Consider the following 24,697-nt stretch of genomic DNA (forward strand, 5'->3'; position numbering starts at 1 on the left):
TTAAACAGTTAGTGGAGAGGATTTCAGGATGTTTTTATATCAGATTACAGATGACCATGTACGGATTCTGGGTTGCCGGGGATATGACGGTTCCATACGGATCCCTGAGAATATCGGGGGTTTGCCGGTGACGGAGCTGGCTGCCTATGCATTTTCTGACGGCTGGGGGAAAAAAGAGATGCTTTCATTGGCAGGAAAAGAGATACGCCTGTGCGATGAAGAGGGCAACCCAATTGAAATAGAAGAAAAGGATATTCCGCCGGAGATAAGCTGTGAAAGGCTGAAAGATATATATTTACCGGATACGATTGGAAAAATAGGAAACTATGCATTCTATAACTGCTATGAGTTAAGACAAGTGGAATGCTTCAGTTCCATTTTTGATGTAGGTTCAGGACTTTTTACCGGCTGTACGGGAATCCGGTTTTTGGATATCCATATGATTGATGGAGAACGCTCCTGCATGAAAGAACTGCTGGCGGAATTGCGGCAGGAGCTTTATGTAAACTATTATAGCAGTAAGGGGAATGCAAGGCTGGTTTTTCCTGAAATGTTTGAGGAGTCTGTGGAGCATACGCCAGCTAGAATCATCCTCAGGGAAATGCATGGCTGCGGGCATATGTACCGTTACTGCTTTGACAAGACGGAGTTTCAGTTTCATAAATACGACGCCCTGTTTCCTCACATCCTGGTGCAGGAGCCGGAGCGGGTGACCGCAGCCCTGGTTCTGGGGAGGCTTTATACTCCTTTGGAACTTCTTGAAAGGGACAGGGAGGTGTACGAGGCTTACCTGATGGAGCACTTTATAGGAGCGGCGGGACTGGCGCTTAAGGAAAAGGACCCGGCCCTTTTCCTCTGGCTTGCTATGCAGTATGGACATAAGCAGGAGGACTTCGACGAAATGGTCGATATGGCAGCAGGTGCAGACAAGCCTGAGCTTTTAAGTGTCCTTATGAATCTCCGCCGCCAGCGCTTTACGGCAGGGAAACGGAAATTTTCCCTGACATAATTTACTTATTGAAGGCAAGGTGAATCGTCCTTCCTTGTATAGAATAAAACAGAAAGAGGGTGGAAACATGATCGATCCGGTGAGACAAAGGCAGCTTGATGAGCTGGCCGAGGTAGAACTGGGCCATGAGATCCTGACCAATGCCCGCAACGAGCTTTATTTAAGCTTCCGGTATCTGGATGTGGCCTTAAGCAGCTTTGAATTTGAGGCTGACTGGACAGGCCGGGGCGTGGGGACAGACGGGTTTGTGATCTATTATCAGCCGGAGTACTTGTTTTCCATATATAAAAGAAGCCGGGCTCTGGTGAACAGGGCCTATCTGCATATGCTTTTCCACTGCCTGTTCTGCCATTTGAATGGAAAAGGGGAACGGGAAAAAGAATACTGGGATCTGGCATGTGATATCACCATTGAATCCATATTAGATGGTTTTTATGTAAGACCCGTTTACCGGCACCAGACTCCTTACCGAAGGGAGGTATATGGCAGGCTGGAAGAAAAGCGTAAGGTATTTACGGCTGAAGGGATTTATAAAGAGCTTCAGGATATGAATCTGACCGCAGAACAATATGGACGAATGGCGGCAGAATTTTATGTGGACAACCATGACCGTTGGGAAGATGAGGCTCCTCCGGGATTTCAGATGGAGCGCCAGAATAAATGGCAGAACATCAGGGAAACGATGCAGACGGAAATGGAGTCCTTTGGAGAGAAGAATGAGGATTCGTCAAAAAACCTTCTGGAACAGGTGAGGATAGAAAACCGGGAAAAATATGATTACAAGCAATTTTTAAGAAAGTTTGCGGTGTTAAGGGAGGAGGCCGAAATTGACCCGGATTCCTTTGATCCTGTGTTTTATACTTACGGCATGTCTCTTTACAGGAATATGCCGCTTATTGAGCCTCTGGAAACAAAGGAAGTTTATAAAATTGAGGACTTTGTGATCGTGATCGATACATCCATGTCCGTATCCGGAGATCTGGTGCGGCATTTCCTTCAGGAAACCTATGGTGTCCTTGGGGAATCAGAAAGCTATTTCCGTAAGATCAATATCCATATCATCCAGTGTGACGAGGAGATCCGATCTGATGTGACCATCACAAGCAGGGAGGAGATGGAAGATTACATGGAGAATTTCTCATTATCCGGATTTGGAGGAACAGATTTCCGGCCGGCTTTCGAATATGTGAACGGTCTTTTGAGCAAAGGAGCTTTTAAGAAGCTCCGGGGTCTTTTGTATTTTACCGACGGAAAAGGAATATATCCGGTGAAAATGCCGCCCTATGATACGGCTTTTGTCTTTATGGAGGACCAGTATGAGGATATTTCCGTACCGGGCTGGGCGATGAAGGTGATCCTGACAGAAGAGGATCTGAAAGTTACATGACAGGAGATTTTAATATGAATATTAAACGAGCAAAAGAAGAAATTAAGAATACCATAGAAGCCTATCTGCTAAAGGATGCATACGGCGCTTATGAGATACCGTCGGTCCAGCAAAGACCGGTGTTTCTCATGGGGCCTCCGGGAGTGGGAAAGACCCAGATCATGGGGCAGGTAGCCAGGGAGTGCGGGATCGGACTGGTGGCTTATACCATCACCCACCATACCCGCCAGAGTGCGGTGGGACTTCCCTTTATAAACGAAAAGGAATATGGAGGAAATACTTACCGTGTAACAGAATATACCATGAGCGAGATCGTGGCCTCCATTTACGATAAGATCGAGAGCACCGGTCTTAAGGAAGGGATCCTTTTTATCGATGAGATCAACTGTGTGTCCGAGACCCTTGCGCCGACCATGCTCCAGTTTCTTCAGTATAAGACCTTTGGAAACCACAAGATTCCCGAAGGCTGGATCATTGTGACGGCTGGAAATCCGCCGGAATATAACAAGTCAGTCCGGGATTTTGATGTGGTGACCTTAGACCGGATTAAACTCATCTATGTGGAACCTGATTTTGAGGTATGGAAAGCCTATGCCTATGAGCAGGCCCTGCATCCGGCGGTCATTTCCTATCTGAATACCAGAACCGAATACTTCTGCCGGATCGAAACGACTGTTGATGGAAAGTTTTTCGCCACTCCCAGGGGGTGGGAAGACTTATCAAAATTTATTGAAATTTATGAACGCCTGGGCAAAAAGGTGGACCGGGATGTGGTGGGAGAGTATATCCAGTTCCTTAAGATTGCCAAGGATTTCACAAACTACCTGGAACTATATTATAAGTACCGGGATGATTATCAGATTGATGGGATCTTGTCCGGCATCATTAGGGAGAGCCTGTGCAACAGGCTGAAACGGGCGCCTTTTGATGAGAAGCTGAATGTCATCGGCCTTTTATTGTCCAGGCTGGGTCAAAGCTTCCGCGCTGTGTCCGATCAGGGAGACAGAACCGGCCTTTTAATGGAAGAATTGAAGAAAATAAGCCCGGAAACCAGCGGAAACCCGGAGGTCTCCATGTCAGCCCGTCTTGCAGACTTAAGGAACCGGTGGAATGAGGATTGGGACAGAAAAAGAAAAGCCGGACTCTTAAATAGAAGAGAAGATTATTTGCGCCGGGATGTGGAAGCCATTCTCCTTAAGTATGAGGAAAGCCTTCAAATGGAAGAAACCGGAGAGAATGAGTCAGCCTGGAGCCGGATACAAGAGATGTTTGAGGAAGAAGACGTCAGGTATGAGGCGCTTTTGGCAGAGGGAGGAAAAGCCATGGAACACGTATTTGATTTCATGGAAGCTGCCTTTGGAGACGGACAGGAAATGGTGGTATTTATAACGGAACTAAATTCCGGGTATTATAGCGTTAAATTTTTAAAAGAGTACGATTGTGAACGATATTATCAATATAATGAGCGTCTTTTATTCAAGGATCGGGAGAATGAAATAAAGGCCAGGATCGATAGTTTGGGAAAATAATGTATAAAAACCAGAAAGCTTCTCCATAATAAAGAGAGAAAAGGAGGTAGTGCCATGGGAAATAAAGCATTGAGTTATACAGCTCTGACCATAGCCATTATCGGCGCGGTTAACTGGGGGCTGGTAGGTTTCTTTAACTTCAACCTGGTGTCATTTATTTTCGGCAGCATGACATGGATTACAAGAATCGTGTATGCTCTGGTAGGAATTTGCGGGTTGTACCTGCTTACCTTTTTTGGCCGTTCAGAAGCAGGCGCAGAGGATAGCAGATAATTTAAACAAAGGCATTGCAGCATGGGTGGGACTACTTATCATGCTGCAATGCCTTCGCTCATTTCATTGGACATTTCTTTAGAAATACCAGGGAATTAACGGCTTCCGTTAGTTCGCCCAGCCTTTATCATATTAGACGAAAGGTCATTTAGATCCCTGTACATGGGCTATATATGAGTTGTAAGCAATGGGGAATTGTGATACAATATTGTCATGAAATATCGTGTGGCAGGGTGCATTCGCCTCTGTTCTTAAGGGCTGAGGGTGATGCTATATGAAATGAAAATTATTGACCTTTGGTCTTTTTTTCTTGTTATTGCTTGCATTCGTTTTTGCATTTTGTAAGCAGCTATACATAGAAACCATCCGGATGCTTGGCAGTTAAGAGGATGGTTTTTCTGCTCATATAATGATCAGCCGCCCTGCCTGCTCTGTAGGTGAAAGTCACAGGCATATGCTCTGACTTGCGCAGCGATATGATTGTCCCATGTCATAATGTGTAAAATCCTGCTTCATCCTGCAATGATTTTCCCGGCAACAGGCCGGCAGATCATCCTGTGAACAGGTAAAACCAGCATTCAATTTCAGGAGGGATTTATGTTCTTTATATGCGGAATGAGCCAGGGAAAGAAAATACTTGATTACACCAAAACAGTGATCTGCGGCCTGTGCGGAGGCTACGGCAGATATCAGGTGTTTATGACTTACAGTTATTTCAGTATTTTTTTCATTCCCATCATAAAATGGGGCAGACGCTATTACGTCCAGATGTCCTGCTGTAATACTATTTACCAGCTGGATCCGGAAAAGGGGAAAAGACTGAGCCATAGGGAATCCGTGGATATTAGCGAGCAGGATTTAACTCTGGTGCAGTCAGGTCACAGGGCCTCAGACTGGAAACGGAAGCAATGCTCTCACTGCGGTTATGAAACCACAGAGGACTTTGAGTACTGCCCCAAATGCGGACAGCGGTTTTAAGAGAGAGGAAGGAGAAGGAGCTGTTCCTGTTTCAGCCTAAATGATGATATCATCAAGGGCTCTTTTGGGAACATAATGCACCTGATTTTCATCCCGGTAATAATGGGTATCTCCGTCTTCTTTAACCGGGACAATGACCACCTGTTCTTTGGGCTTTCCAAGGGCAAGGACTAAGTCTAAGGAGTACCGGGAAGGGTCGATGGAAAGAGCGTCTGCCAGATCATTTCTCCGTACCGTCCCAAATATACATCCGCCATATCCCTTTTCCGCTGCTCCAAGCATGATGGTCTGGGCAGTGATTCCATCATCATACAGCTTATTTTTCCCAAGGGACAAGTCGCATAGAATGATGATGTAGGCAGATGGACGTTCCCCCTTTTCAGGGCCGTCCCAGTCCGGCAGAGCGCCGGCCCAGCTAAGGGTATCGAACACCCTGGCATTTTCTTCCGGAGTGTTGCACAGCCGGAACTTTAACGCCTGGGAATTGGCTGTTGAGGGGGTGAGTCTGGCTAAATCCACCAGCTCCCTCAAGTCTTTCGTGGAAACTGTTTCATCCTCATAAAACCGACGGCAGGTACGGCATTTTAAAACCAGTTCTTTTAACATATAAATTCCTCCTGTTTTGTCTGTATTTTATCCGTTTTCTTATTATAAAAGTATAGCAGGTATTGGTCTGTCATGCAATGGACAAGGGGAAGGAAGGGCGAGAATATGATGAATACCAAAGGGGAACTGATTGCTTATTGCCTAAGCTATCCTGATGTTTACGAAGACTATCCCTTTCGTGACCATCAGTGGGCGGTTATCCGGCACAGAAAAAACAAAAAGGTATTTGCCTGGATCTATGAACGGGATGGACTGGTCTGCATTAATTTAAAATGTGATCCTGAGTGGGTGGAATTTTGGAGAAATGCATTTTCCGGCGTGCTTCCAGGGTACCATTTAAACAAAAAATATTGGAACACAGTCCTTCTTGACGGATCCGTACCGGAAGAAGACATCAGGAGGCTGATTGGGGAAAGCTTTGATCTGACCATCTGACCTTCCAGTCTTGCCGGGAAAACAGTAGTTAAAATAAACAAAAAAATATTGATTTATTCATAATTATTGTGAAGTTTTCGGAGTGGACAAAATTGAAACATGTGAAATAAAAAAGTTCAAGAGCATTATTTCATAATTTATTGTGAAAACACACAGTGACAGTTGTGGTTAATTTTTAGATTCTGCCAGTTTTTGACTGGGGAAAAAAGCAAGTTGGAATCATTGACTTTATTTTCCTAAGGTGTTAAACTGAGACTTGGTTTCAGGGTCATAGGACAACATGAAACCGCGACAGATACATGAAACAATAAGACCTATGTAGTCGCAAGGAGGAGAATTATTATGAAATTAACAGCAAAAAAACTGGTACTTACAGGCGTAGCCGTATTAACAATGGCATCTATCTCTGCATGTGGAAGCACTAAGACTGCTGAAACAACAGCAGCAACTGAGGCTGCTGTTACAACAGAGGCTACAACAGAAGAAGTTACAACAGAGAACGAATCTAAAGAAGTTGCAGAAGAGTCTGATGCAGAAGATGTAACTTTAGAAGAGTCTTCTGAAGAAGAAAGCAATGAAGATGCAGCAGCAGACGAAGCAGAAACAGAGTCTGAAAAAGCAGAAGAAGAAACTACAAAAGCTGCTAACTAATCGGCAGGATTACCGGATCGGTCAGGAATGCCAAATTTACGGAGCGGGGACAATTGTCTCCGCTCTTTTTGCGTTCACCTGCTATGCAGAGTGATAGCTGTTGTGATATAATTTTCCCAAATAGCCATATAATAAGGAGGCCTTTTCCAATGAAAATCACTTATATCCATCACAGCGCATTTCTGGCGGAGCTTGAGACAATAAGCCTGCTGTTTGATTATACAGAGGGTACTCTGCCAAAAATCAATGATAAGAAACCTTTGCTGGTTTTTGCAAGCCACCGGCACGGGGATCATTATTCTGAAAAAATTCTGGAGCTTATAAAGGAGCATGAGAAAACCAGGTATATTCTTTCTGATGATATCTCAAAAGGGCGGCTGCCCAAAGAGCTTCTCCATGAAGTGGTCTTTATGAAGCCTGGGGAAAGGATTGGTTTTTCTATTTCAGAAGGGAATCTCACAGGCCCTGTCGTTGAGGAAGAAAAGGGGGATATAGAGGTTTTGACTTTCCGCTCCACTGATGAAGGTGTTGCGTTCCTTATAAAAGCGGAAGGAAAGGTTATTTATCATGCCGGAGATTTAAATAACTGGAGATGGGAAGGGGAGCCGGAAAGCTGGAATGACCAAATGGCAAAGCAGTATTCCAAAGAAGTGGACAAGCTGTCAGGCATACACATAGATGCAGCTTTTCTTCCTTTGGATTCCAGACAGGATAAGGCTTTTTTGCTGGGCTTTGACGAATTTATGAGAAAAATCCGGGTAAGCCATGCATTTCCCATGCACTTCTGGGGGGATTTTTCTGTGATCGGCAGGTTAAAGGACATGGATATTTCAGCCCCTTACCGGGACCGGATTATGGAGATCCGCGAAGACGGGGAAAGCTTTGAAATCGGGTAGGAGACAGGGGCTTATGGAAAACGAGAAGGAACAGTCAGGGGGGCTGACCCCTGAGGCGCAGAGAGATGTTTTAGAGGCCGCCATGAAAGCAGGTCATATTTTATTGGAAAATGGGGCGGAGATCTTTCGGGTGGAGGAGACCATGGACCGTATCTGCCTCCACTATGGAATAAGGTCCGGAAATTTCTTTGTCCTCAGCAATGGTATTTTTATGACCTCAGGCAATGAGATAGAAGAAATATTTGCAAAGGTCCAGCATATTCCGGTGAGCGGGACCCATTTGGACCGGGTTGCGGCGGTAAATCAGCTTTCCAGGGAAATTGAGACAGGATTCTTAAGTCCAGGTGATGTGAAGCACCGGCTGGATCAGATCCGGGTCATGCCGGGAAAACCAAAAACCATGCAGATCCTGGCTTCCGGCCTTGGAAGCGCCTGCTTTTGCTATCTGTTTGGAGGAAACTTAAGAGACAGCTTATCAGCTTTTGGCTCAGGGTCTCTTCTATATGTATATGTGATCTTTCTAAGCGCCCCCCATCTCTCTAAGATCGTAGGAAACATCGGAGGAGGAGCTTTGGTCACTTTTTTATGTACGGTTTTTTATCTGTTTCATTTTGGGGAGAATCTAAATTTTATGATCATTGGTTCCATCATGCCTTTGATTCCGGGGGTTGCATTTACCAATGCCATCCGGGATATTGCAGACGGGGACTATATCTCCGGCTCTGTCCGGATGCTTGATGCATTGCTGGTATTTTTCTGTATTGCCATGGGTGTTGGACTGGTCTTCAGCCTGTTCCACCGGCTGACGGGAGGTGTACTTCTATGAGCGTGGTTTTGGAAGCCGCGGCAGCGGTTGTGGGAACGATTGCCTTTTCACTTTTGTTTGGGGTTCCCGCCAGGTTTTATCCATATTGCGGGCTGATCGGCGGAGCAGGCTGGCTGGTCTATGGGGGGCTTATGAATAGCCTGTCGGCTCCGTCAGCCGCTTTAGCGGCCACTATTGTGGTAATTTTTCTTTCCAGGACTTTTGCCGTAAGGAAACGGTGCCCTGTCACCATATTTTTAATATCCGGTATTTTTCCCCTGGTACCTGGGGCGGGAATATACTGGACGGCTTATTATATTGTGACGGATGAACTGGCTCTGGCTGTCCGGACCGGTTTTCTTGCGTGTAAGGTGGCGGTTGCCATTGTGCTTGGTATTGTATTCGTTTTTGAGCTGCCCCAGAAATTTTTTAAATTTGCTGCAAAGAAACAGGAGAAAGCGGACGATAGATAAGAGAGAAAGGTAGGATTAGATGATGATTTGGATTAAAAATGCTCATGTAGTAGACCCTGGGAGCCAGGTGGAAGGAAATATGGATATCTGCATTGCAGATGGGAAGATTGCCGGTATGGGAGAACAGCTTAAGCCGGATGCCGTTCCTGTTTCAAAGGAGGATGTAGTAATCGATGCTTCCGGTTTTATCGTTGCTCCGGGGTTTGTTGATGTTCATGTTCATTTCCGGGATCCTGGTCTTACTTATAAGGAGGATATCCAGACCGGAGCCAGAGCGGCGGCAAAAGGTGGATTTACCGCAGTTGTCTGCATGGCAAATACCAGGCCTCCTGTGGACAACGTGGAAATCCTTCAATATGTAAAGCGGGAAGGGGAAAAAACAGGCATCCATGTGCTGCAGGCAGCAGCCGTATCTAAGGGCCTTCATGGGATAGAACTGACGGACATGGAGGAATTAAAGGCCAATGGAGCGGTGGGATTTACCGATGACGGGATTCCCCTCCTTGATGAGAAACTGGTAAAGGAAGCCATGGAGCGGGCGGCAAAGCTGGATGTTCCATTGAGCTTTCATGAGGAGGACCCTGCTTTTATCACAAATAATGGAATCAACCATGGCAAGGTATCTGATCAGCTTGGAATCTTTGGTTCCCCGGCATTGGCGGAGGACTGCCTTGTTGCCAGAGACTGCATGATTGCCCTTCACACCGGTGCGGCGGTGGATATCCAGCATATCAGTTCCGCTGCTTCCGTTAAGATGGTGAAGCTTGCAAAGGAGCTGGGGGCCAATGTGTATGCGGAGGTGACGCCCCATCATTTCACCCTGACAGAGGAAGCGGTATTAACCCATGGAACCCTTGCAAAAATGAATCCTCCCCTTCGGACGGAAGAGGACCGTAAGGCCATTATCCAGGGATTAAAGGACGGAAGCATTGACATCATTGCAACAGATCATGCTCCCCATAGTACGGAGGAAAAGTCAAAGAAGCTGACCGAGGCTCCGAGCGGGATAATAGGACTTGAAACCGCACTGGGGCTGGGTGTGACAAACTTAGTCCGGCCCGGACATCTGACTATGATGGAGCTGATGGAAAAGATGAGCTTAAATCCTTCAAAGCTGTACCGGCTGGATTTTGGCTGCATAGAGGAAGGAAACGCTGCGGATCTGGTGATTTTTGATCCCAATGAGGAATGGACGGTAGGAGAATATGTCTCCAAGTCTTCCAATTCTCCGTTTACGGGAGAAAGATTGTTTGGAAAGGTGAAATATACCATCTGCGGAGGCCGGATCGTTTACCAAGATGAAAAAGACTGATTTTTACCGGATCAATAAGACCTTTTGATAAAAGATCCAAAAGGGGGTGAAAACATGGAGATAAAGGCACAGGATCCGCCGTCTGCTGCGGCTCCCAAAGGCGAATCTGCGGCCGCAGACATTCAGCGGGCTGTGGTGGAAGCAGATATAAAGGCAAGGATCGAGGCCGGTGAACGGTTTATGGAAGAACTGAGCCGGAGCGCCGAGGAAAACCGTGAGAAAAAGAACGAGGATGGAAGTGAAAACAGGAGGGAAACCAGGACGCCCCGGGATACTGCCGCCCTGTCAGATGAAAGCGCCTATTATAAACTAAGCCCTGAGGAGCTTTCTGATCTTGACAAAATGTGGGGAAAGGAAGAGGCTGATCTGGCATGGGAGGATATCCTGGCGTGGAGTCTGTCTGCTATAAAGCCGTTTCCTGAGGAACTGGAGGGTCTTGCAGCGGTTTATAAGAAACTGCTCCAGGCCATTCTTGAGAATACTACAGCAGGAGTGCAAGAGGATCAGCTTGCCGCTCTGGAAGCTGCTTTATCGGATATTCTTATAAAGGTACTTGAGGGCCGTATGGGAGAACTGGAAACCCTCTTTGGAAGTTTCGGATCCCAAAGCTCCATGACGGCCTTAAAGGCGGCCCTTTACCGCAGTGTAACAGGTAATACGTTAAGCAGCGGGGAGCTGGAAAGGGTCTTTAAGGAACAGCCGGAAAATACCAGAGATACGGTTAAACTAACTCCCGGCAGCATTAGAACCCCGGTAAATGAATCTGGAAATGAAGCAGAACAGGGAATGATCTATCAGCCTGCCGGGGAAGGACGGATAAAGAATGATCCCCGGTATACCTGGCGGATTCGAAGAGAGACTCCTCTGGCTGTGCTGGAAGAAAGGGGTATACCGGGGAGTAAGACAGATAAGGCTTATGGTGCCCAGGCATCCATTTCTTCCATGGGAAAAAATACGGTTTATTCTCCTGCTGATCTTGAATCGGCTGAGGGATTTGCCGGGTATATGAACCACAGGGGAAATTTATTAAGGGCCTCCGGGCTTTCAGGAGACAGTGAAGAACTTTATGGATTTCTGGCCGCGTTGATGGCAATTAAATCCCAGACTTTTGGAGCTTATTCCGGAATCAATAAAGGACTGGCCTCTGACCTTAGGGAGTCGGTTGACCGGATGATCGATTTCTATATACAGGAGGCGTTTAAACAGTCTGAGGGCGTTATGAAATGGCAGGGAGGAAGAAATACACTCTTTCAGCCAAGAGCTGCTTACAAGGTCTATTATTATATGATGAACCTCTATCAGACCACCAGGAATCTGGGTGAAACAGCAAACAAGGGGATAAGGCATGCCTATCAGCAGTTCTTAAAGAAAAAGGAATATTTGGAAAACAGGGAAAATTCCGGATCCTTTTTTACAAAGGAGAAAAATGATCCAAGGGAAGACTGGAAAGAGGGAAAGCGGATTGTAGAACGGGATTGGAAGGAATTTCTGTCCTTTATGGGAAGAGAGGATTTAGGCGGGATCCCCCTGGGAATCATGGAGCTAAGCCCCTGGGGAATGCTTGCAGAACCGGAGCATACTGCCAGAGGAAGGGGAAGTGGGACAGGCCCTGTTTTCCTGACGGGAGCTTTGGCCGTAATTCTTATCCTGGTTTTATTTTTGTTCTTTTTTTAAATCTGTTTTTATAAATGCAAATTTCTTCTTTACAGAAGCACTTTAGTGTGCTACCATGGTAACACATGAAAAACAAGAGGAGGATGCAATTATGAAAAAAGAGATTTTAATAGCGGCAGTGCTGGGAGCGGCAGTCCTGCTTGGCGGTTGTTCCGGGCAAAAGAGTGAAGTTACGGCTTCTACGGCTTCTGATACCGCTGCATCAACAGCAAAAGAGACTGGAAAAGAAACAGAATCGGCTGCCAATACATTTACCGTTGGATTTGATCAGGATTTCCCTCCCATGGGCTTTGTTGGAGACAACGGAGAATATACCGGCTTTGATTTAGAACTGGCTCAGGAGGTGGCAAACCGCCTTGGCAGGAAATTTGTTCCCCAGCCCATTGCCTGGGATGCCAAGGACATGGAACTGGAATCTGGAAATATTGACTGCATCTGGAATGGCTTTACCATGACAGGGCGTGAGGGCGGCTATACCTGGACAAAGCCCTATATGGAAAACAGCCAGGTGTTCGTGGTGGGAAAGGATTCCGGCATCAAAACGCTAGCTGACTTATCAGGAAAGATCGTAGAGGTTCAGGCGGATTCCTCCGCAGAAAAGGCATTGCAGGCGGATGAAAAGCTCTCCGGGACCTTTGGAACCATTCAGACAACGCCGGATTACAACACTGCGTTTATGGATCTTGAAATGGGAGCGGTGGATGCCATTGCAATGGATGTAATTGTGGCGGGGTATCAGATCGAACAGAGGAAAGCGGATTTTATTATACTGGAGGAAGCCCTTGCTGCTGAAGAATACGGCGTAGGCTTTAAGAAAGGCAATGACACCTTAAGGGATCAGGTTCAGGAACAGTTAGAGGCCATGGCAGCTGACGGGACTCTTGAAAAGATCTCGGAGAAATGGTTCGGCAAGGATGTAACCAAGGTTAATTAATAAAGGTAAAATGGGTTCCGGTCCCGCATTTATGGGCCGGACCTCATTTTGAAAACATGGAGGAGAAATCATGGCTTTAACGAAGATAATTTCACAATTGGCAGGGGGAATGTGGGTCAGCATCCAGATATTTGTGGTGACGCTGGTCTTTTCTCTGCCCCTGGGACTTTTAATATCCTTTGGAAGGATGTCAAAAAATCCTGTCATACAGGCCATTGTTAAATTCTATATTTCTGTCATGAGGGGAACTCCGTTGATGCTGCAGCTGATGGTGGTGTATTTCGGTCCTTACTATTTGTTTGGTATAAAGGTGGGGAATGGATACCGCCTCTGGGCCGCATTCATCGGCTTTGTCATCAACTATGCAGCGTATTTTGCGGAAATATACAGGAGCGGGATCCAGTCCATGCCGGTGGGACAGTATGAAGCAGCAAAGCTTTTAGGCTATACAAAGCCCCAGACCTTTTTCCGCATCATATTTCCCCAGGTGGTGAAACGAATTCTGCCGTCTGTGACCAATGAAGTCATTACCCTGGTCAAAGATACCTCTCTTGCTTTTACCATCAGCGTTTTAGAGATGTTCGCGGTTGCCAAGGCCCTGGCCTCTTCCCAGACCAGCCTGATTCCTTTTGTGGCGGCAGGCCTGTTTTATTACATTTTTAACCTTATTGTGGCAGTAGGGATGGAATACTTAGAAAAGCGGATGAACTATTATCAATAGGAGGAAGAAAAGATGTACTTACTGGAAATGAACCATGTGAAAAAAGCGTTTGATGGCCAGGGCGTGCTTCGGGATATTTCCCTGTCGGTAGAGGAAGGCGAGATCGTATCCATCATCGGTCCATCCGGTTCGGGAAAATCCACCCTGCTCCGGTGCGCTACCATGCTGGAACAGATGGATGGAGGAGAACTAAACTATCTGGGAGAAAAGGCCGCATGGAACGGGCCCGATGGAAGGGCTGTCTATGCAAAAGGGGAAAAGCGTAAGGAAATACAGAAAAATTACGGCCTGGTGTTCCAGAACTTTCATTTATTTCCCCATATGACGGTTTTAAAAAACATTACCGATGCACCGATCCATGTGCAGAAACGGGATAAGGAAGAAGTTTTTTCCGAGGCAATGGAGCTTCTTAAGAAGATGGGACTGGAAGATAAGGCAGAAGCATATCCCTGTCAGCTTTCCGGAGGACAGTGCCAGCGGGTAGCCATCGCTAGAGCTCTGGCCTTAAACCCCAGGATCCTGTTTTTTGATGAGCCGACTTCCGCTCTGGACCCGGAGCTTACGGGAGAGGTACTAAAGGTCATTAAGTCTCTTGCTGATATGCACATTACCATGGTCATTGTGACTCATGAGATGGCTTTTGCCAGGGATATCTCAGACAGGATCATCTTTATGGCTGACGGAGTGATCGTAGAGGAGGGAACGCCGGAAGAAGTATTTTCCTCAGGCAATGTACGGACCCAGAGCTTTCTGGGGAGGTATGGGGAAGGGTGAGAATAGAGAATTTATTTAGTTAATTTAAGCTGGAGGCAATGATATTCAGGTAAAAAAAACCCGCCATATTAGGCGGGCAGCTTTAATAATCTAAATTATCGTAGTTCTTTTAATGTATTTAAAATTTCTTGAACCTTTGCCTGGGTTTCAGGTATGTACAAGGCACAAACAACAAACGTTTTATAGCCTCGGGTACAATTGTAAAAATCAAGGTTGATATTATCCTCGTAAAGATATCGGGTCTTAGTAACCGCAAATTCACCCACTTGAGTGTCAGATTTGTCAATGTAAGATAATTTTCCTTTTATGCCACTGACAAAGCCCGCTTCAAAAACAGTTGCACATATCGAAGGATCAAGATATTCAGGTATTATTTCGTTGTAAAATGAGATTAATATATTTTGTGAGGATATCTCAAAAGTTTCTGAATTTCCGTTAAAAGCAGTTGTGGCTGCATCGGATGGAATCTGGAGAGAGTATCCGATCTCCGTATTATTGTAGGTACTGTAAGTGATCGTAGTGGAAGCGTTTGGATCTACCAACTTTCCGGAAGCATCAAACGTATAAACTACACCATCAATGTTCTGCGAAGTATTTGCCAGCATTACGCCATTCCCATCTAAATAGTACCAGTTCCCTTGATCCTCAATCCATTGGCTTGCTGCAATTATTATACCTTAGAGTTAAGGGGATTGCAATAATTGGAATTAAGATGTCCAACAATCTGATGCCGCTCACACCGGGTCAGGCTGGGTACTTCCCTTTTACATATCAAATCATATCATTTCCTGACTGCATTTTGACTGCATAACGCCTGGTTTTGGCCGTTTTTAACCGGCAGCAGCTGATGAGGCCTAAGTCTCTAACCCCTTAACTATAAGCAAAAAATACCATTTTTAGGAAATTTATAAAATTTATTAAGAAAAAAGATAAAGATTTTTCACAATCGGATGGTATACTTAATGTGAAATCATAGGTGATTTAGGAAAGAAAGAAGAGGATGCTTATGAAAAAAATATGTATTATGGCATTGGCTGTTTGTGCGGCAGTTTTATTTACGGCCTGTGGAAAATCAGCAAAGAATACGGAAAGCGTGGCAAATACTGTAACGGAAAGTACAGCCCCCAGCTCTGAGAATACAGAAGAGGTAAGCCAGGAAGCGCCGGGCAATGGGGCAGAATTTAAGATACTGGTGGGCACGGTCAAAAAGGTTGGAGATAACTTAGAGAGCTTGACCGTGGAGAGCGGCGGCAAGGAAATGAGTTTCGACTTAAGCGGTACGGTAGTGGAGACCTCTTATGCGCTGGAGTCGGAGTCAAAGGTGGAGGTTTCCATTATCTATAAAGGAGAGATTTCCGGTTCTGATGCCTCAAATGCCAAGCCTGTCCTGGTGTTGGACGGGCAGCAGGACATGAAGGTGCAGGAAGTGACCGGAAGTGTTACAGACCAGGCCATGAGCACCTTTACCATTAAAACGGAATCCGGCGAAGAGATCGGGTTTATTAAGGACAACTGTGAGGGACTGGACAGCGATGTGCTTGGAACCGCTGCCGATGACAGCAACGGAAGCGGAGCTATGATAAAGGTGACCTATGTGACTGTTCCCTATGATGCAGGAAGCGAATCCAACTTCCCCTTAAGGGTGGAAGCCGTAAAGTAAAAAGATTAAAATCCCGAATATGCAGGTATTATTTACTTAAGGAAAGTAAGTAAAGAGTAGAAAAAGCTTGCAAATTCGGGATTTTCATGTACAATAATAGAGATGACAGAAGAAGGGGCCAATGGACCCCTATTTTGATGATTTTGGCTATCTGGAGGCGGACTGGAAACAGGAAGGGAAAGCAGCCGGAGGGCGCAGCGAACGATAACCAGATTGCAGAAAGGGAATTTAAGATGATTAGTGCACATAACGTAACATTAAGACTCGGGAAAAAGGCATTGTTTGAAGAGGTGAACATTAAGTTTACCGAAGGCAACTGCTACGGGATGATCGGCGCCAACGGCGCGGGAAAGTCCACCTTCCTTAAAATACTTTCCGGTGAATTGGAGCCTACAAACGGCGATATCGTCATAACGCCGGGACAGAGGCTTTCCTTTTTAAAACAGGACCACTTTAAATATGATGGCTTCCAGGTGCTTGACACCGTTATCATGGGAAATGCCAGACTATATGAGATCATGAAAGAAAAAGATGCCATCTACATGAAAGAAGATTTCACCGATGAAGACGGCATCAAGGCAGCGGACCTGGAAGGAGAATTCGCTACCATGAACGGCTGGGAGGCGGAATCCGATGCGGCAAACCTCTTAAACGGCCTTGGAATCGAGACAGATCTTCATTACAAACAAATGAGTGAATTGGACGGCGGGTCAAAGGTTAAGGTGCTTCTTGCCCAGGCTCTGTTCGGAAACCCGGACATTCTGCTTCTTGACGAGCCTACCAACCACCTGGATTTGGATGCCATCGCATGGCTTGAGGAATTCCTCATTAACTTTGAAAATACGGTTATCGTGGTTTCCCATGACCGTTACTTCTTAAATAAAGTCTGCACCCATATCGCGGACATTGACTACGGAAAAATCCAGCTTTATGCAGGTAACTATGATTTCTGGTATGAGTCCAGCCAGCTTATGGTAAAGCAGATGAAGGAAGCCAACCGGAAAAAGGAAGAAAAGATCAAGGAGCTCCAGGAATTTATCCAGCGTTTCTCCGCCAATGCTTCCAAATCCAAGCAGGCGACTTCCAGAAAGAGGGCACTGGAGAAGATCGAACTGGATGACATCAAACCATCCAGCAGGAAATATCCATACATTGATTTCCGTCCGGCCCGTGAGATCGGCAATGAGGTTTTAAGTGTTAATAATTTATCAAAAACCATTGACGGAGTAAAGGTTTTAGACAATATCTCCTTTACCTTAACCCGTGAGGATAAGGTTGCCTTAGTGGGACCCAATGAGATGGCAAAGACCGTTCTGTTCAAGATTCTTGCAGGAGAAATGGAGCCGGATGAGGGCGATTACAAATGGGGCCTTACCACCAGCCAGTGCTATTTCCCGAAGGACAACACAGCGGAATTTGACAACGATGACACCATTGTTGACTGGCTGACTCAGTATTCTCCGGAAAAGGAAGCAACCTATGTGCGTGGATTCCTTGGCCGTATGCTGTTTGCCGGAGAGGATGGAGTGAAAAAGGTACGGGTATTGTCCGGTGGAGAAAAGGTGCGCTGCATGCTTTCCAAGCTGATGATTTCCGGCGCCAATGTGCTGATGCTTGACGAGCCTACGGACCATTTGGATATGGAGTCTATCACAGCACTTAACAATGGTCTGGTAAAATTCCAGGGCGTTCTGATTTTCTCCTCCCGTGACCACCAGATCGTTGAAACAACGGCTAACCGCATCATAGAGATCGTAAACGGACAGCTGATCGATAAGATCACCACCTATGACGAGTACCTGGCAAGTGATGAAATGGCTCGTAAGAGACAGGTATTTACCTTGACAGAAGAACAGGTCGAGGAGAACGAATAGCAGAAATAAATAATTAGGCAGACGCCGCAGTTTTGGCAAGAGGAATATCAGGCCGGAACTTGGGCGTCTGTTTTTTTGCATGGAACGGAAATTGCCGGTGTTTGTCGGTTTTTCGGGAATTATTGCGCATTTTTTCCTCATGCCGTATAATCAGACTTGGAAAGGAGGTGAGAATCATTGATACCATAGATTATTATGCCTATGCGTCCTCTATGAGAGACTGGAATCCCCAGTTTAAGGCGCTGACGGCGGTGGCTTCCCTGTTCTTTTGTATCGGAGCGAATGACAGGAAGGTGTCTGTACTGGTGCTTTTGACCATGGCCGCAGTCACCATACTGGCAGGCGGGATCCCCTGGAAGAATTATTTGGGCCTGCTTAAGATCCCTCTTGCATTTCTCCTTTTGGGGACAGCGGCCATTGTCATTGACCTGTCGCCGGTGCCCCATGGCCGGGTGCTTGCTTCTGTTCATGGGGTTTACCTGTATCTGACGGAAGGCGGGCCAGAGCTGGCCCTGGGACTGATCTTAAAGGCATTGGCAGCCTTAAGCGCCATGTACATGCTGGTGCTTTCCACTCCGGCAAGTGAGATCATCTGTGTATTCCGAAGGCTTCATGTTCCCAAAATAATTTTGGAGCTGATGAATATGATTTACCGGTTCATTTTCGTGATGATGGATACCCAGTGTTATATGAAACAGGCGGCTGAGTCAAGGCTTGGTTACTGCGATTTTAAGACCTCCTGCCGCTCCTTTGGAAGTGCGGCTGGAAATCTGTTCGTTGTTTCCTTAAAAAAGGCAAATATCTATTATGATGCTCTTACCGCCCGCTGTTATGATGGGGAGCTTTTGTTTCTGGAGGAGGAAAAGAAGGTAAAGGGGTGGCAGCTTTGGGCTGCGGCCGGTTATTTCCTGGTCCTGCTAGGGGTTCGTCTGCTGGTTTAATTATACGGCAGAGATTACAGACGAAGGAGGTGAGGAAAGATGGAGGAAATTCTTTTGCAGGCGGAAAACCTGTGCTATTCTTATGGACAGGGAAAACAGGTGTTAAGGGAAATCAATATTACCGTGAGAAAGGGAGAGAAAATCGTTGTTCTCGGTTCCAATGGTGCGGGAAAATCCACCTGCTTTCTCAATTTAAACGGGGTATACCGTCCGGATACTGGAAGGATCCTTTACCGCGGGAAAGAAATAGGGAAAAAGGATTTAAATGAGCTGAGAAAAAATGTGGGGATCGTTTTTCAGGATGCGGACAACCAGATCATCGCTTCTACGGTCTTTGCAGAGGTATCCTTTGGCCCTATGAATTTAAAGCTTCCAAGAGAGGAAGTGAAGAAACGGGTGGAGGATGCCCTGGAATACATGAATTTAAGTTCCATGAGGGACAGGCCGCCCCACTATTTAAGCGGAGGAGAGAAAAAGCGGGTGAGCATAGCGGATATCATTGCCATGGAATCCGAGGTGATCATATTCGACGAGCCTACGGCCTCCCTGGATCCGGTCAATGTGGAAATGTTAGAAGGTGTTCTGGATAAGATGAATGAAATGGGGAAAACTCTTCTGATTTCCACCCATGATGTGGATTTCGCATACCGTTTTGCAGACAGGGCGGTGATTTTTGCCGGGGGGCGCATTATTGCCGATGGGCCGGTGAGGGAAGTGTTTGAAGATGAGGATGTATTAAGTCAGGCCAATTTAAAAAGGCCCATCCTTCTGGAGGTCTATAACAGCCTGGTGAGGCACCGCATTTTAGCAGCAGGCGGGAGTTCTCCTAAAAATGCCGGGGAGCTGGAAATGCTCTTGCAGGCACAAAGAAATTGACAGAAAGCTATTAAACAGCTACAATACAAAAGTATTATGTGAAAGGTGCCTGTGAAAATTCTCCGCAGGATAATAGGGAAAAGGGTGTAAATCCCTTACGGTCCCGCCGCTGTAAGTGGGGAGCAGGGCTCAATAAATCACTGGGAAACCGGGAAGAAGAGCTGCTGTGATGATACACGAGTCAGAAGACCTGCCTTTCATAAGGAAGTTCGATTCGCCTTTGGCTCATCGAACGGCTGATTTACTAAATTCAGGCTGCGCCTTCATTAAGTAAATTATGCCTGCGACGCATCCGGTTACGAGCGATGACCGGATGCCAGGAAGTCTTTTTGTTGTATAAAGATTTACCTCGTGAGCGCTGGTCTGATGTGTGGGAATCATCAGAATTTGGTGCTTATTTTATTGGAAGGAGAATGAAAATGAGTAAGAAAGAAAAAAGAGTCATGAAACTTGTCGTCGCATTTGCCCTGGCCTTTGGAATTGTTCCAAGCGCCTATGGAATGCATATTATGGAGGGGTATCTTCCTGTGGGATACTGTATCGCCTGGGGAGCTGTCTGTCTGCCGTTTCTGGCAGCGGGTTTTTTCTCCATCAGGAAGAGGCTTCAGGAGAACAGGAAAACCATCACCATACTTGCCATGTCGGGAGCCTTTATTTTTGTTATATCATCCTTAAAGATCCCGTCCGTAACAGGAAGCTGTTCCCATATGACAGGAACCGGCCTTGGAGCCATTTTATTCGGACCGTCTGCGGTCAGCATCCTGGGAATGATCGTACTGATTTTTCAGGCCATATTACTGGCTCACGGCGGCCTTACGTCGCTGGGTGCCAATACCTTTTCCATGGCAATTGCGGGACCGTTCGTGTCTTTTGGAATTTATAAATTATTAAAAAAGCTGAAGGTAAACAAAATGGTCAGCATTTTCCTGGCAGCGATGATCGGTGACCTGTTTACATATTGTGTGACCAGCATTCAGCTTGCGCTGGCTTACCCGTCAGAAACAGGCGGCGTCTTTGCTTCTGCTGTTAAATTTTTAGGGGTATTCGCACCGACTCAGCTGCCCCTTGCAATTATTGAGGGTATCCTCACCACAGTGATCATCATTACCCTTGAAACTTATGCCCTTCCGGAGCTGAAGGCAGTTGGATTTTCAAAGGAGGTTCAGTAATATGACCAGTAAAAATAAAAAGATCGTAGTAACACTCCTGATTTTTGCCTTTCTGATTGCAGCGATTCCCCTATTTGCTATAAAGGGAGCCGAATTCGGCGGTTCTGATGATGCAGGAAGCCAGATGATATCGGAGATCCAGGGAAGGTCATATGAGCCATGGTTTACTCCGGTGATGGAAACCTTCATCGACGGAGAGCTTCCCGGAGAAGTGGAAAGTCTGCTGTTTTGTATCCAGACAGGTATCGGGGTAGGCGTTCTTGCCTTTTTTATGGGACGGTTCGTGGAACGGAAAAAATGGCAGGAAAAAGGGAAATCGGTTATGAGCAAGTAGCGAGGCGGATTGCGAATAGCCGCTTGACCAGGGTAAGAACCTGATTGAGGGTGTCTCAGAGGAAAATAGCCTTTGAGGCACCCTCTTTCACAAGATTCTTAAGATCTTTTGATTTTATGTCTGAGAAGAAAGATTGAGAGGTCAGAAAGTGGGCTCGCCATTAAGGATAGAATCCTGCCCCAGGCCAGCCCGCACTGAAATTTCCTGATCGCAATATTTATTATGTAAGCATTTCATTTACATTAATAATTGCACCCAATATATTGGAATCATTGTTATAATTGCATTTATCAATTTTAGTCGTTATAAATTCTTCGCCTTCAAAATAGCTTTTACATATGCTTTTATACTTTTCTTTGACAGCTTCAATAAACCAGGCTTCTTCTGATATTCCTCCGCCGATGCATATGATTTCCGGATTATAAAATACAGTGATTGTCAGCAACTGAACGGATATATTATTTATCCACTCATCCATCGCTTCTTTAGCTATTTTATTCCCCTTTAAATATTTATCACATACTTCGTTTCCATAGACAGCATTATCTTCCGAAGTTATCTTATTATTATAAATTTCAATTAAGGCTGTCATTGAGGAATAATCCCCTTGTCTGTCAATTTCTCCAGTCTTAAAATTCACAAAGGCCGGTAAATAAATTCATCCCTTTCTTATTCTACGGGAAAATGATATACTATTTCTATCTTTTATCAGAGGTGAAAAAAATGAAAAAAATGATTTCTTGGAATGTAAACGGCCTTCGCGCCTGCGTGGAAAAGGGCTTTTTGGATTATTTTAACGAAGTGGATGCGGATGTATTCTGTATCCAGGAAAGCAAGCTTCAAGAGGGACAGATCGACCTTGACCTTCCCGGATACCATCAATACTGGAATTATGCGGAAAAGAAAGGTTATTCAGGGACTGCCATATTTACCAAGGAGGAGCCTTTGTCAGTGGCCTATGGAATCGGCGCAGAGGAGCATGACAGGGAAGGCCGGGTGATCACAGCCGAATTTCCGGAATACTATGTGGTTACCTGCTATACCCCCAATTCCCAGAATGAACTGGCCAGGCTGCCTTACCGGATGACCTGGGAGGAGGCATTCCTTGCCCATTTAAAAGGGCTGGAGGAGAAAAAACCGGTAATTTTCTGCGGAGATTTAAATGTGGCCCATAAGGAGATCGATTTAAAGAATCCTAAGACCAACCGGAAAAATGCAGGCTTTACCGATGAAGAAAGGGAGAAATTTACCGTTCTTTTGGAAAACGGATTTATTGATACGTACCGTTATTTCTATCCGGAGCAGGAAGGCATATACTCCTGGTGGTCTTACCGGTTCAGTGCCAGACAGAAAAATGCAGGCTGGCGCATTGACTATTTCTGCGTTTCAGAAAGCTTAAAGGACAGGCTTTTAAGCGCGGACATCCATACCCAGGTCCTGGGCTCCGACCACTGCCCTGTGGAGCTTGTGATCCGTTAGAGAGAACCAGACAGGAGAGAACGATAAGGAATGAATTTACTGACCATTGAACATTTAACTAAATCATATACGGAACGTCTGCTTTTTGACGATACCAGTTTCAGCATCAATGAAGGAGAAAAGATCGGGCTGATCGGCATTAACGGAACAGGAAAATCCACATTGCTCAGGATCGTAGCAGGTCTTGAGGAGCCGGATCAGGGGACCGTGGTAAAGGGAAGGAATTTAGATATCCGTTTTCTGTCCCAAAATCCGGTGTTTCATGAAGGCGATACCATTTTAGAGAGCATTGTCCGGGACAATGAAGGGCATGAGCATGTCTGGGATCTGGAAAGCCAGGCAAAGGCCATGCTGACCAGGCTGGGATTTACGGACTTTGATTCCCGGGTGGAGACCCTGTCAGGGGGACAGAGAAAACGGGTGGCATTAGTCAGCGTCCTCCTTGGGAATACGGACTTACTGGTCCTTGACGAGCCTACCAACCATCTGGACAGCAGCATGGCGGAATGGCTTGAAGATTATCTGCGCCGCTTTAGAGGGGCGCTTTTAATGGTGACCCATGACCGGTACTTTTTAGACAGCGTTACCAACCGGATCGTGGAGCTTGATAAGGGAAAACTTTATAACTATCAGGAGAACAAGGTGAATGGCGGCGGAGCCGACAGAGAGAGCACCCTGGGGTGTTATGAAGGCTATTTAAAGCTGAAGGCAGAGCGTATGGACATGGAAGCGGCCACAGAGCGGAAACGACAGTCTCTTCTTAAGGTGGAGCTTGAATGGATGCAGCGGGGAGCCAGGGCCCGTTCTACCAAGCAGAAGGCTCATATCCAGCGCTATGAGGCCCTTCGTGACCAGAAGGGAATTGAGATCGATCAGACGGTGGAGCTGGATTCCGTTTCAAGCCGTCTGGGGCGTACCACGGTGGAGCTTAATGATATCACCAAAGCCTTTGGGGAAAAGGTGCTGATGAAGGACTTTTCCTATATTTTCCTGAAAAATGACCGCATTGGCATTATTGGCCCTAACGGAAGCGGTAAATCCACCCTGATGAAAATCATTGCTGGGTGGCTGGATCCTGACGCCGGAACGGTCACCATAGGGCAGACCGTAAAAATGGGATATTTTTCACAGGAAAGCGAAGACATGGATGGCAGCGTAAAGGTCATTGACTACATCCGGAACGTGGCGGAGTATGTAAAGACAAAGGATGGAAGCATCAGCGCCTCTCAGATGCTGGAACGTTTTCTGTTTCCTTCAAGCGTCCAGTACACCACTATCAGCAAGCTGTCCGGCGGGGAGAAAAGAAGGCTTTATCTGCTCCGGATCCTGATGGATGCGCCCAATGTGCTTTTGCTTGACGAGCCGACCAATGATCTGGATATTCAGACTTTGACTATTTTAGAGGATTATCTTGACAGTTTCCAGGGGATTGTGGTCACGGTTTCCCATGACCGCTATTTTTTAGACCGGGTGGTACACAGGATCTTTGCCTTTGAGGGCCAGGGTCAGGTGACTCAGTATGAGGGTGGCTTTACCGATTATCAGGCGGCTTTTCAGGAGAAATATCCGGAGGGCCTTCCAGACCAGGATGAGGAATCTTCAAAAGGTTCGGAGGCTCCTGAGAAAAAGATCAAAGAAAAGCCAAAGGGAGAGCGAAAGCTTAAATTCTCCTTTAAGGAACAGAGAGAATGGGAAACCATTGAAGAAGATCTGGCTGCTCTGGAAGAGAAGATCGAGGCCCTGGACAAGCAGATGGGGGAAGCTGCCAGCGATTACAGCAGGCTGAATGCGCTGATGGAGGAAAAGGCTGAGCAGGAAAGGCTGCTGGAGGAGAAGATGGAGCGGTGGATGTATTTAAACGACCTGGCAGAACAGATTGAGAATCAATAAGAATCACAGTAAAAGGA

The 24,697-nt window shown here is 46.2% G+C and carries 26 protein-coding genes and 1 riboswitch; of the genes, 23 read left to right on the top strand and 3 right to left on the bottom strand.

The genetic code is table 11. From position 1 onward, the window contains the following. Nucleotides 1-28: 28 nt before the first annotated feature. The 5 genes from ABFV83_RS17795 (at nucleotide 29) to ABFV83_RS17815 (ending at nucleotide 5,176) form a co-directional block, all read left to right on the top strand. Nucleotides 29-1,009, top strand: coding sequence for a leucine-rich repeat protein (locus ABFV83_RS17795; RefSeq protein WP_349945738.1), 981 nt, complete (start codon nucleotides 29-31; stop codon nucleotides 1,007-1,009). Between the two features lie 67 nt (nucleotides 1,010-1,076). Next, nucleotides 1,077-2,396 (top strand): VWA-like domain-containing protein, encoded by a 1,320-nt coding sequence (locus ABFV83_RS17800; RefSeq protein WP_349945740.1) that lies wholly within the window; start codon nucleotides 1,077-1,079, stop codon nucleotides 2,394-2,396. 14 nt (nucleotides 2,397-2,410) lie between these two features. Continuing rightward, a complete protein-coding gene (locus tag ABFV83_RS17805; RefSeq protein ID WP_349945741.1) occupies nucleotides 2,411-3,925 on the top strand; it encodes an AAA family ATPase in 1,515 nt (504 codons plus the stop codon). 54 nt (nucleotides 3,926-3,979) lie between these two features. Further along, nucleotides 3,980-4,198, top strand: a complete 219-nt coding sequence (locus tag ABFV83_RS17810) for a DUF378 domain-containing protein (protein WP_312440923.1) — start codon at nucleotides 3,980-3,982, stop codon at nucleotides 4,196-4,198. A 597-nt stretch (nucleotides 4,199-4,795) separates the two neighbouring features. Then, on the top strand, nucleotides 4,796-5,176 hold the full coding sequence (locus ABFV83_RS17815) for a zinc ribbon domain-containing protein (protein WP_349945743.1): 381 nt from the start codon (nucleotides 4,796-4,798) through the stop codon (nucleotides 5,174-5,176). Nucleotides 5,177-5,212: 36 nt separating this feature from the next. Here ABFV83_RS17815 and ABFV83_RS17820 read toward each other — a convergent pair whose 3' ends face one another. Continuing rightward, nucleotides 5,213-5,782 carry a nitroreductase family protein gene (locus ABFV83_RS17820; protein ID WP_349945745.1) on the bottom strand — a complete coding sequence of 190 codons (570 nt, stop codon included), beginning with the start codon at nucleotides 5,780-5,782 and terminating at the stop codon, nucleotides 5,213-5,215. A 108-nt stretch (nucleotides 5,783-5,890) separates the two neighbouring features. Between ABFV83_RS17820 and ABFV83_RS17825 the strand changes: the two genes are divergently transcribed. The 10 genes from ABFV83_RS17825 to ABFV83_RS17870 all read left to right on the top strand — a co-directional run bounded on the left by ABFV83_RS17825 (nucleotide 5,891) and on the right by ABFV83_RS17870 (nucleotide 14,457). Further along, entirely contained in the window at nucleotides 5,891-6,217 is a 327-nt protein-coding gene (locus tag ABFV83_RS17825; RefSeq protein WP_349948943.1) for an MmcQ/YjbR family DNA-binding protein, read from the top strand. 342 nt (nucleotides 6,218-6,559) lie between these two features. Next, complete coding sequence (locus tag ABFV83_RS17830) at nucleotides 6,560-6,868, top strand: hypothetical protein (RefSeq protein ID WP_349945747.1); 309 nt, start codon at nucleotides 6,560-6,562, stop codon at nucleotides 6,866-6,868. A 149-nt stretch (nucleotides 6,869-7,017) separates the two neighbouring features. Then, nucleotides 7,018-7,764, top strand: coding sequence for an MBL fold metallo-hydrolase (locus ABFV83_RS17835; RefSeq protein ID WP_349945749.1), 747 nt, complete (start codon nucleotides 7,018-7,020; stop codon nucleotides 7,762-7,764). Nucleotides 7,765-7,777: 13 nt separating this feature from the next. After that, the gene (locus tag ABFV83_RS17840; RefSeq protein WP_349945751.1) at nucleotides 7,778-8,590 is read left to right on the top strand and encodes a threonine/serine exporter family protein; all 813 of its coding nucleotides are present in this window, start codon (nucleotides 7,778-7,780) and stop codon (nucleotides 8,588-8,590) included. 2 nt (nucleotides 8,591-8,592) lie between these two features. Continuing rightward, nucleotides 8,593-9,042, top strand: a complete 450-nt coding sequence (locus ABFV83_RS17845; RefSeq protein WP_349948944.1) for a threonine/serine exporter family protein — start codon at nucleotides 8,593-8,595, stop codon at nucleotides 9,040-9,042. A 25-nt stretch (nucleotides 9,043-9,067) separates the two neighbouring features. Further along, nucleotides 9,068-10,354: a dihydroorotase gene (locus ABFV83_RS17850; protein ID WP_349948945.1), complete on the top strand. Its 1,287-nt coding sequence runs from the start codon at nucleotides 9,068-9,070 to the stop codon at nucleotides 10,352-10,354. A gap of 54 nt (nucleotides 10,355-10,408) precedes the next feature. Next, entirely contained in the window at nucleotides 10,409-12,028 is a 1,620-nt protein-coding gene (locus ABFV83_RS17855; protein WP_349945752.1) for a hypothetical protein, read from the top strand. A 91-nt stretch (nucleotides 12,029-12,119) separates the two neighbouring features. Continuing rightward, nucleotides 12,120-12,962, top strand: a complete 843-nt coding sequence (locus tag ABFV83_RS17860; protein WP_349945754.1) for a transporter substrate-binding domain-containing protein — start codon at nucleotides 12,120-12,122, stop codon at nucleotides 12,960-12,962. 70 nt (nucleotides 12,963-13,032) lie between these two features. After that, nucleotides 13,033-13,683, top strand: a complete 651-nt coding sequence (locus ABFV83_RS17865; RefSeq protein ID WP_349945756.1) for an amino acid ABC transporter permease — start codon at nucleotides 13,033-13,035, stop codon at nucleotides 13,681-13,683. Between the two features lie 12 nt (nucleotides 13,684-13,695). Then, entirely contained in the window at nucleotides 13,696-14,457 is a 762-nt protein-coding gene (locus tag ABFV83_RS17870) for an amino acid ABC transporter ATP-binding protein (protein ID WP_349945758.1), read from the top strand. Nucleotides 14,458-14,552: 95 nt separating this feature from the next. Here ABFV83_RS17870 and ABFV83_RS17875 read toward each other — a convergent pair whose 3' ends face one another. Continuing rightward, the gene (locus ABFV83_RS17875) at nucleotides 14,553-15,131 is read right to left on the bottom strand and encodes a hypothetical protein (protein WP_349948946.1); all 579 of its coding nucleotides are present in this window, start codon (nucleotides 15,129-15,131) and stop codon (nucleotides 14,553-14,555) included. 332 nt (nucleotides 15,132-15,463) lie between these two features. Here ABFV83_RS17875 and ABFV83_RS17880 point away from each other — a divergent pair, with 332 nt between their 5' ends. From ABFV83_RS17880 to ABFV83_RS17905, 6 genes are all read left to right on the top strand, one after another. Beyond that, nucleotides 15,464-16,117, top strand: a complete 654-nt coding sequence (locus ABFV83_RS17880; protein ID WP_349945760.1) for a hypothetical protein — start codon at nucleotides 15,464-15,466, stop codon at nucleotides 16,115-16,117. 233 nt (nucleotides 16,118-16,350) lie between these two features. Further along, entirely contained in the window at nucleotides 16,351-17,991 is a 1,641-nt protein-coding gene (locus tag ABFV83_RS17885; protein ID WP_349948947.1) for an ATP-binding cassette domain-containing protein, read from the top strand. A gap of 167 nt (nucleotides 17,992-18,158) precedes the next feature. Then, complete coding sequence (gene cbiQ / locus ABFV83_RS17890) at nucleotides 18,159-18,932, top strand: cobalt ECF transporter T component CbiQ (protein ID WP_349945761.1); 774 nt, start codon at nucleotides 18,159-18,161, stop codon at nucleotides 18,930-18,932. 39 nt (nucleotides 18,933-18,971) lie between these two features. After that, nucleotides 18,972-19,808, top strand: coding sequence for an ABC transporter ATP-binding protein (locus tag ABFV83_RS17895; RefSeq protein ID WP_349945763.1), 837 nt, complete (start codon nucleotides 18,972-18,974; stop codon nucleotides 19,806-19,808). Nucleotides 19,809-19,834: 26 nt separating this feature from the next. Beyond that, nucleotides 19,835-20,021: riboswitch (cobalamin riboswitch) on the top strand. 206 nt (nucleotides 20,022-20,227) lie between these two features. Next, nucleotides 20,228-20,977: an energy-coupling factor ABC transporter permease gene (locus ABFV83_RS17900; protein WP_349945765.1), complete on the top strand. Its 750-nt coding sequence runs from the start codon at nucleotides 20,228-20,230 to the stop codon at nucleotides 20,975-20,977. 1 nt (nucleotide 20,978) lies between these two features. Continuing rightward, nucleotides 20,979-21,311 (top strand): energy-coupling factor ABC transporter substrate-binding protein, encoded by a 333-nt coding sequence (locus tag ABFV83_RS17905; protein WP_349945767.1) that lies wholly within the window; start codon nucleotides 20,979-20,981, stop codon nucleotides 21,309-21,311. Between the two features lie 220 nt (nucleotides 21,312-21,531). Here ABFV83_RS17905 and ABFV83_RS17910 read toward each other — a convergent pair whose 3' ends face one another. Continuing rightward, on the bottom strand, nucleotides 21,532-21,903 hold the full coding sequence (locus ABFV83_RS17910; RefSeq protein ID WP_349945768.1) for an ROK family protein: 372 nt from the start codon (nucleotides 21,901-21,903) through the stop codon (nucleotides 21,532-21,534). Nucleotides 21,904-22,034: 131 nt separating this feature from the next. Between ABFV83_RS17910 and ABFV83_RS17915 the strand changes: the two genes are divergently transcribed. Both ABFV83_RS17915 and abc-f read left to right on the top strand, forming a co-directional pair. Then, the gene (locus ABFV83_RS17915; RefSeq protein ID WP_349945770.1) at nucleotides 22,035-22,790 is read left to right on the top strand and encodes an exodeoxyribonuclease III; all 756 of its coding nucleotides are present in this window, start codon (nucleotides 22,035-22,037) and stop codon (nucleotides 22,788-22,790) included. 30 nt (nucleotides 22,791-22,820) lie between these two features. Continuing rightward, nucleotides 22,821-24,680: a ribosomal protection-like ABC-F family protein gene (gene abc-f / locus ABFV83_RS17920; RefSeq protein ID WP_349945772.1), complete on the top strand. Its 1,860-nt coding sequence runs from the start codon at nucleotides 22,821-22,823 to the stop codon at nucleotides 24,678-24,680. The last annotated feature ends 17 nt before the right edge of the window (nucleotides 24,681-24,697 follow it).

This window comes from Lacrimispora sp. BS-2 (assembly GCF_040207125.1).
In the GTDB taxonomy this organism is placed as follows: Bacteria; Bacillota; Clostridia; order Lachnospirales; family Lachnospiraceae; genus Lacrimispora.

Coding starts and splice junctions, on each gene's coding strand:
- ABFV83_RS17860 (WP_349945754.1), top strand. CDS start 12,120: ATGAAAAAAGAGATTTTAATAGCGGCAGTGCTGGGAGCGGCAGTCCTG.
- ABFV83_RS17810 (WP_312440923.1), top strand. CDS start 3,980: ATGGGAAATAAAGCATTGAGTTATACAGCTCTGACCATAGCCATTATC.
- ABFV83_RS17910 (WP_349945768.1), bottom strand. CDS start 21,903: ATGACAGCCTTAATTGAAATTTATAATAATAAGATAACTTCGGAAGAT.
- ABFV83_RS17840 (WP_349945751.1), top strand. CDS start 7,778: ATGGAAAACGAGAAGGAACAGTCAGGGGGGCTGACCCCTGAGGCGCAG.
- ABFV83_RS17820 (WP_349945745.1), bottom strand. CDS start 5,782: ATGTTAAAAGAACTGGTTTTAAAATGCCGTACCTGCCGTCGGTTTTAT.
- ABFV83_RS17885 (WP_349948947.1), top strand. CDS start 16,351: ATGATTAGTGCACATAACGTAACATTAAGACTCGGGAAAAAGGCATTG.
- ABFV83_RS17815 (WP_349945743.1), top strand. CDS start 4,796: ATGTTCTTTATATGCGGAATGAGCCAGGGAAAGAAAATACTTGATTAC.
- ABFV83_RS17835 (WP_349945749.1), top strand. CDS start 7,018: ATGAAAATCACTTATATCCATCACAGCGCATTTCTGGCGGAGCTTGAG.
- ABFV83_RS17830 (WP_349945747.1), top strand. CDS start 6,560: ATGAAATTAACAGCAAAAAAACTGGTACTTACAGGCGTAGCCGTATTA.
- ABFV83_RS17805 (WP_349945741.1), top strand. CDS start 2,411: ATGAATATTAAACGAGCAAAAGAAGAAATTAAGAATACCATAGAAGCC.
- ABFV83_RS17800 (WP_349945740.1), top strand. CDS start 1,077: ATGATCGATCCGGTGAGACAAAGGCAGCTTGATGAGCTGGCCGAGGTA.
- ABFV83_RS17905 (WP_349945767.1), top strand. CDS start 20,979: ATGACCAGTAAAAATAAAAAGATCGTAGTAACACTCCTGATTTTTGCC.
- ABFV83_RS17865 (WP_349945756.1), top strand. CDS start 13,033: ATGGCTTTAACGAAGATAATTTCACAATTGGCAGGGGGAATGTGGGTC.
- ABFV83_RS17795 (WP_349945738.1), top strand. CDS start 29: ATGTTTTTATATCAGATTACAGATGACCATGTACGGATTCTGGGTTGC.
- ABFV83_RS17825 (WP_349948943.1), top strand. CDS start 5,891: ATGAATACCAAAGGGGAACTGATTGCTTATTGCCTAAGCTATCCTGAT.
- ABFV83_RS17900 (WP_349945765.1), top strand. CDS start 20,228: ATGAGTAAGAAAGAAAAAAGAGTCATGAAACTTGTCGTCGCATTTGCC.
- ABFV83_RS17855 (WP_349945752.1), top strand. CDS start 10,409: ATGGAGATAAAGGCACAGGATCCGCCGTCTGCTGCGGCTCCCAAAGGC.
- ABFV83_RS17870 (WP_349945758.1), top strand. CDS start 13,696: ATGTACTTACTGGAAATGAACCATGTGAAAAAAGCGTTTGATGGCCAG.
- ABFV83_RS17895 (WP_349945763.1), top strand. CDS start 18,972: ATGGAGGAAATTCTTTTGCAGGCGGAAAACCTGTGCTATTCTTATGGA.
- ABFV83_RS17915 (WP_349945770.1), top strand. CDS start 22,035: ATGAAAAAAATGATTTCTTGGAATGTAAACGGCCTTCGCGCCTGCGTG.
- abc-f (WP_349945772.1), top strand. CDS start 22,821: ATGAATTTACTGACCATTGAACATTTAACTAAATCATATACGGAACGT.
- ABFV83_RS17880 (WP_349945760.1), top strand. CDS start 15,464: ATGAAAAAAATATGTATTATGGCATTGGCTGTTTGTGCGGCAGTTTTA.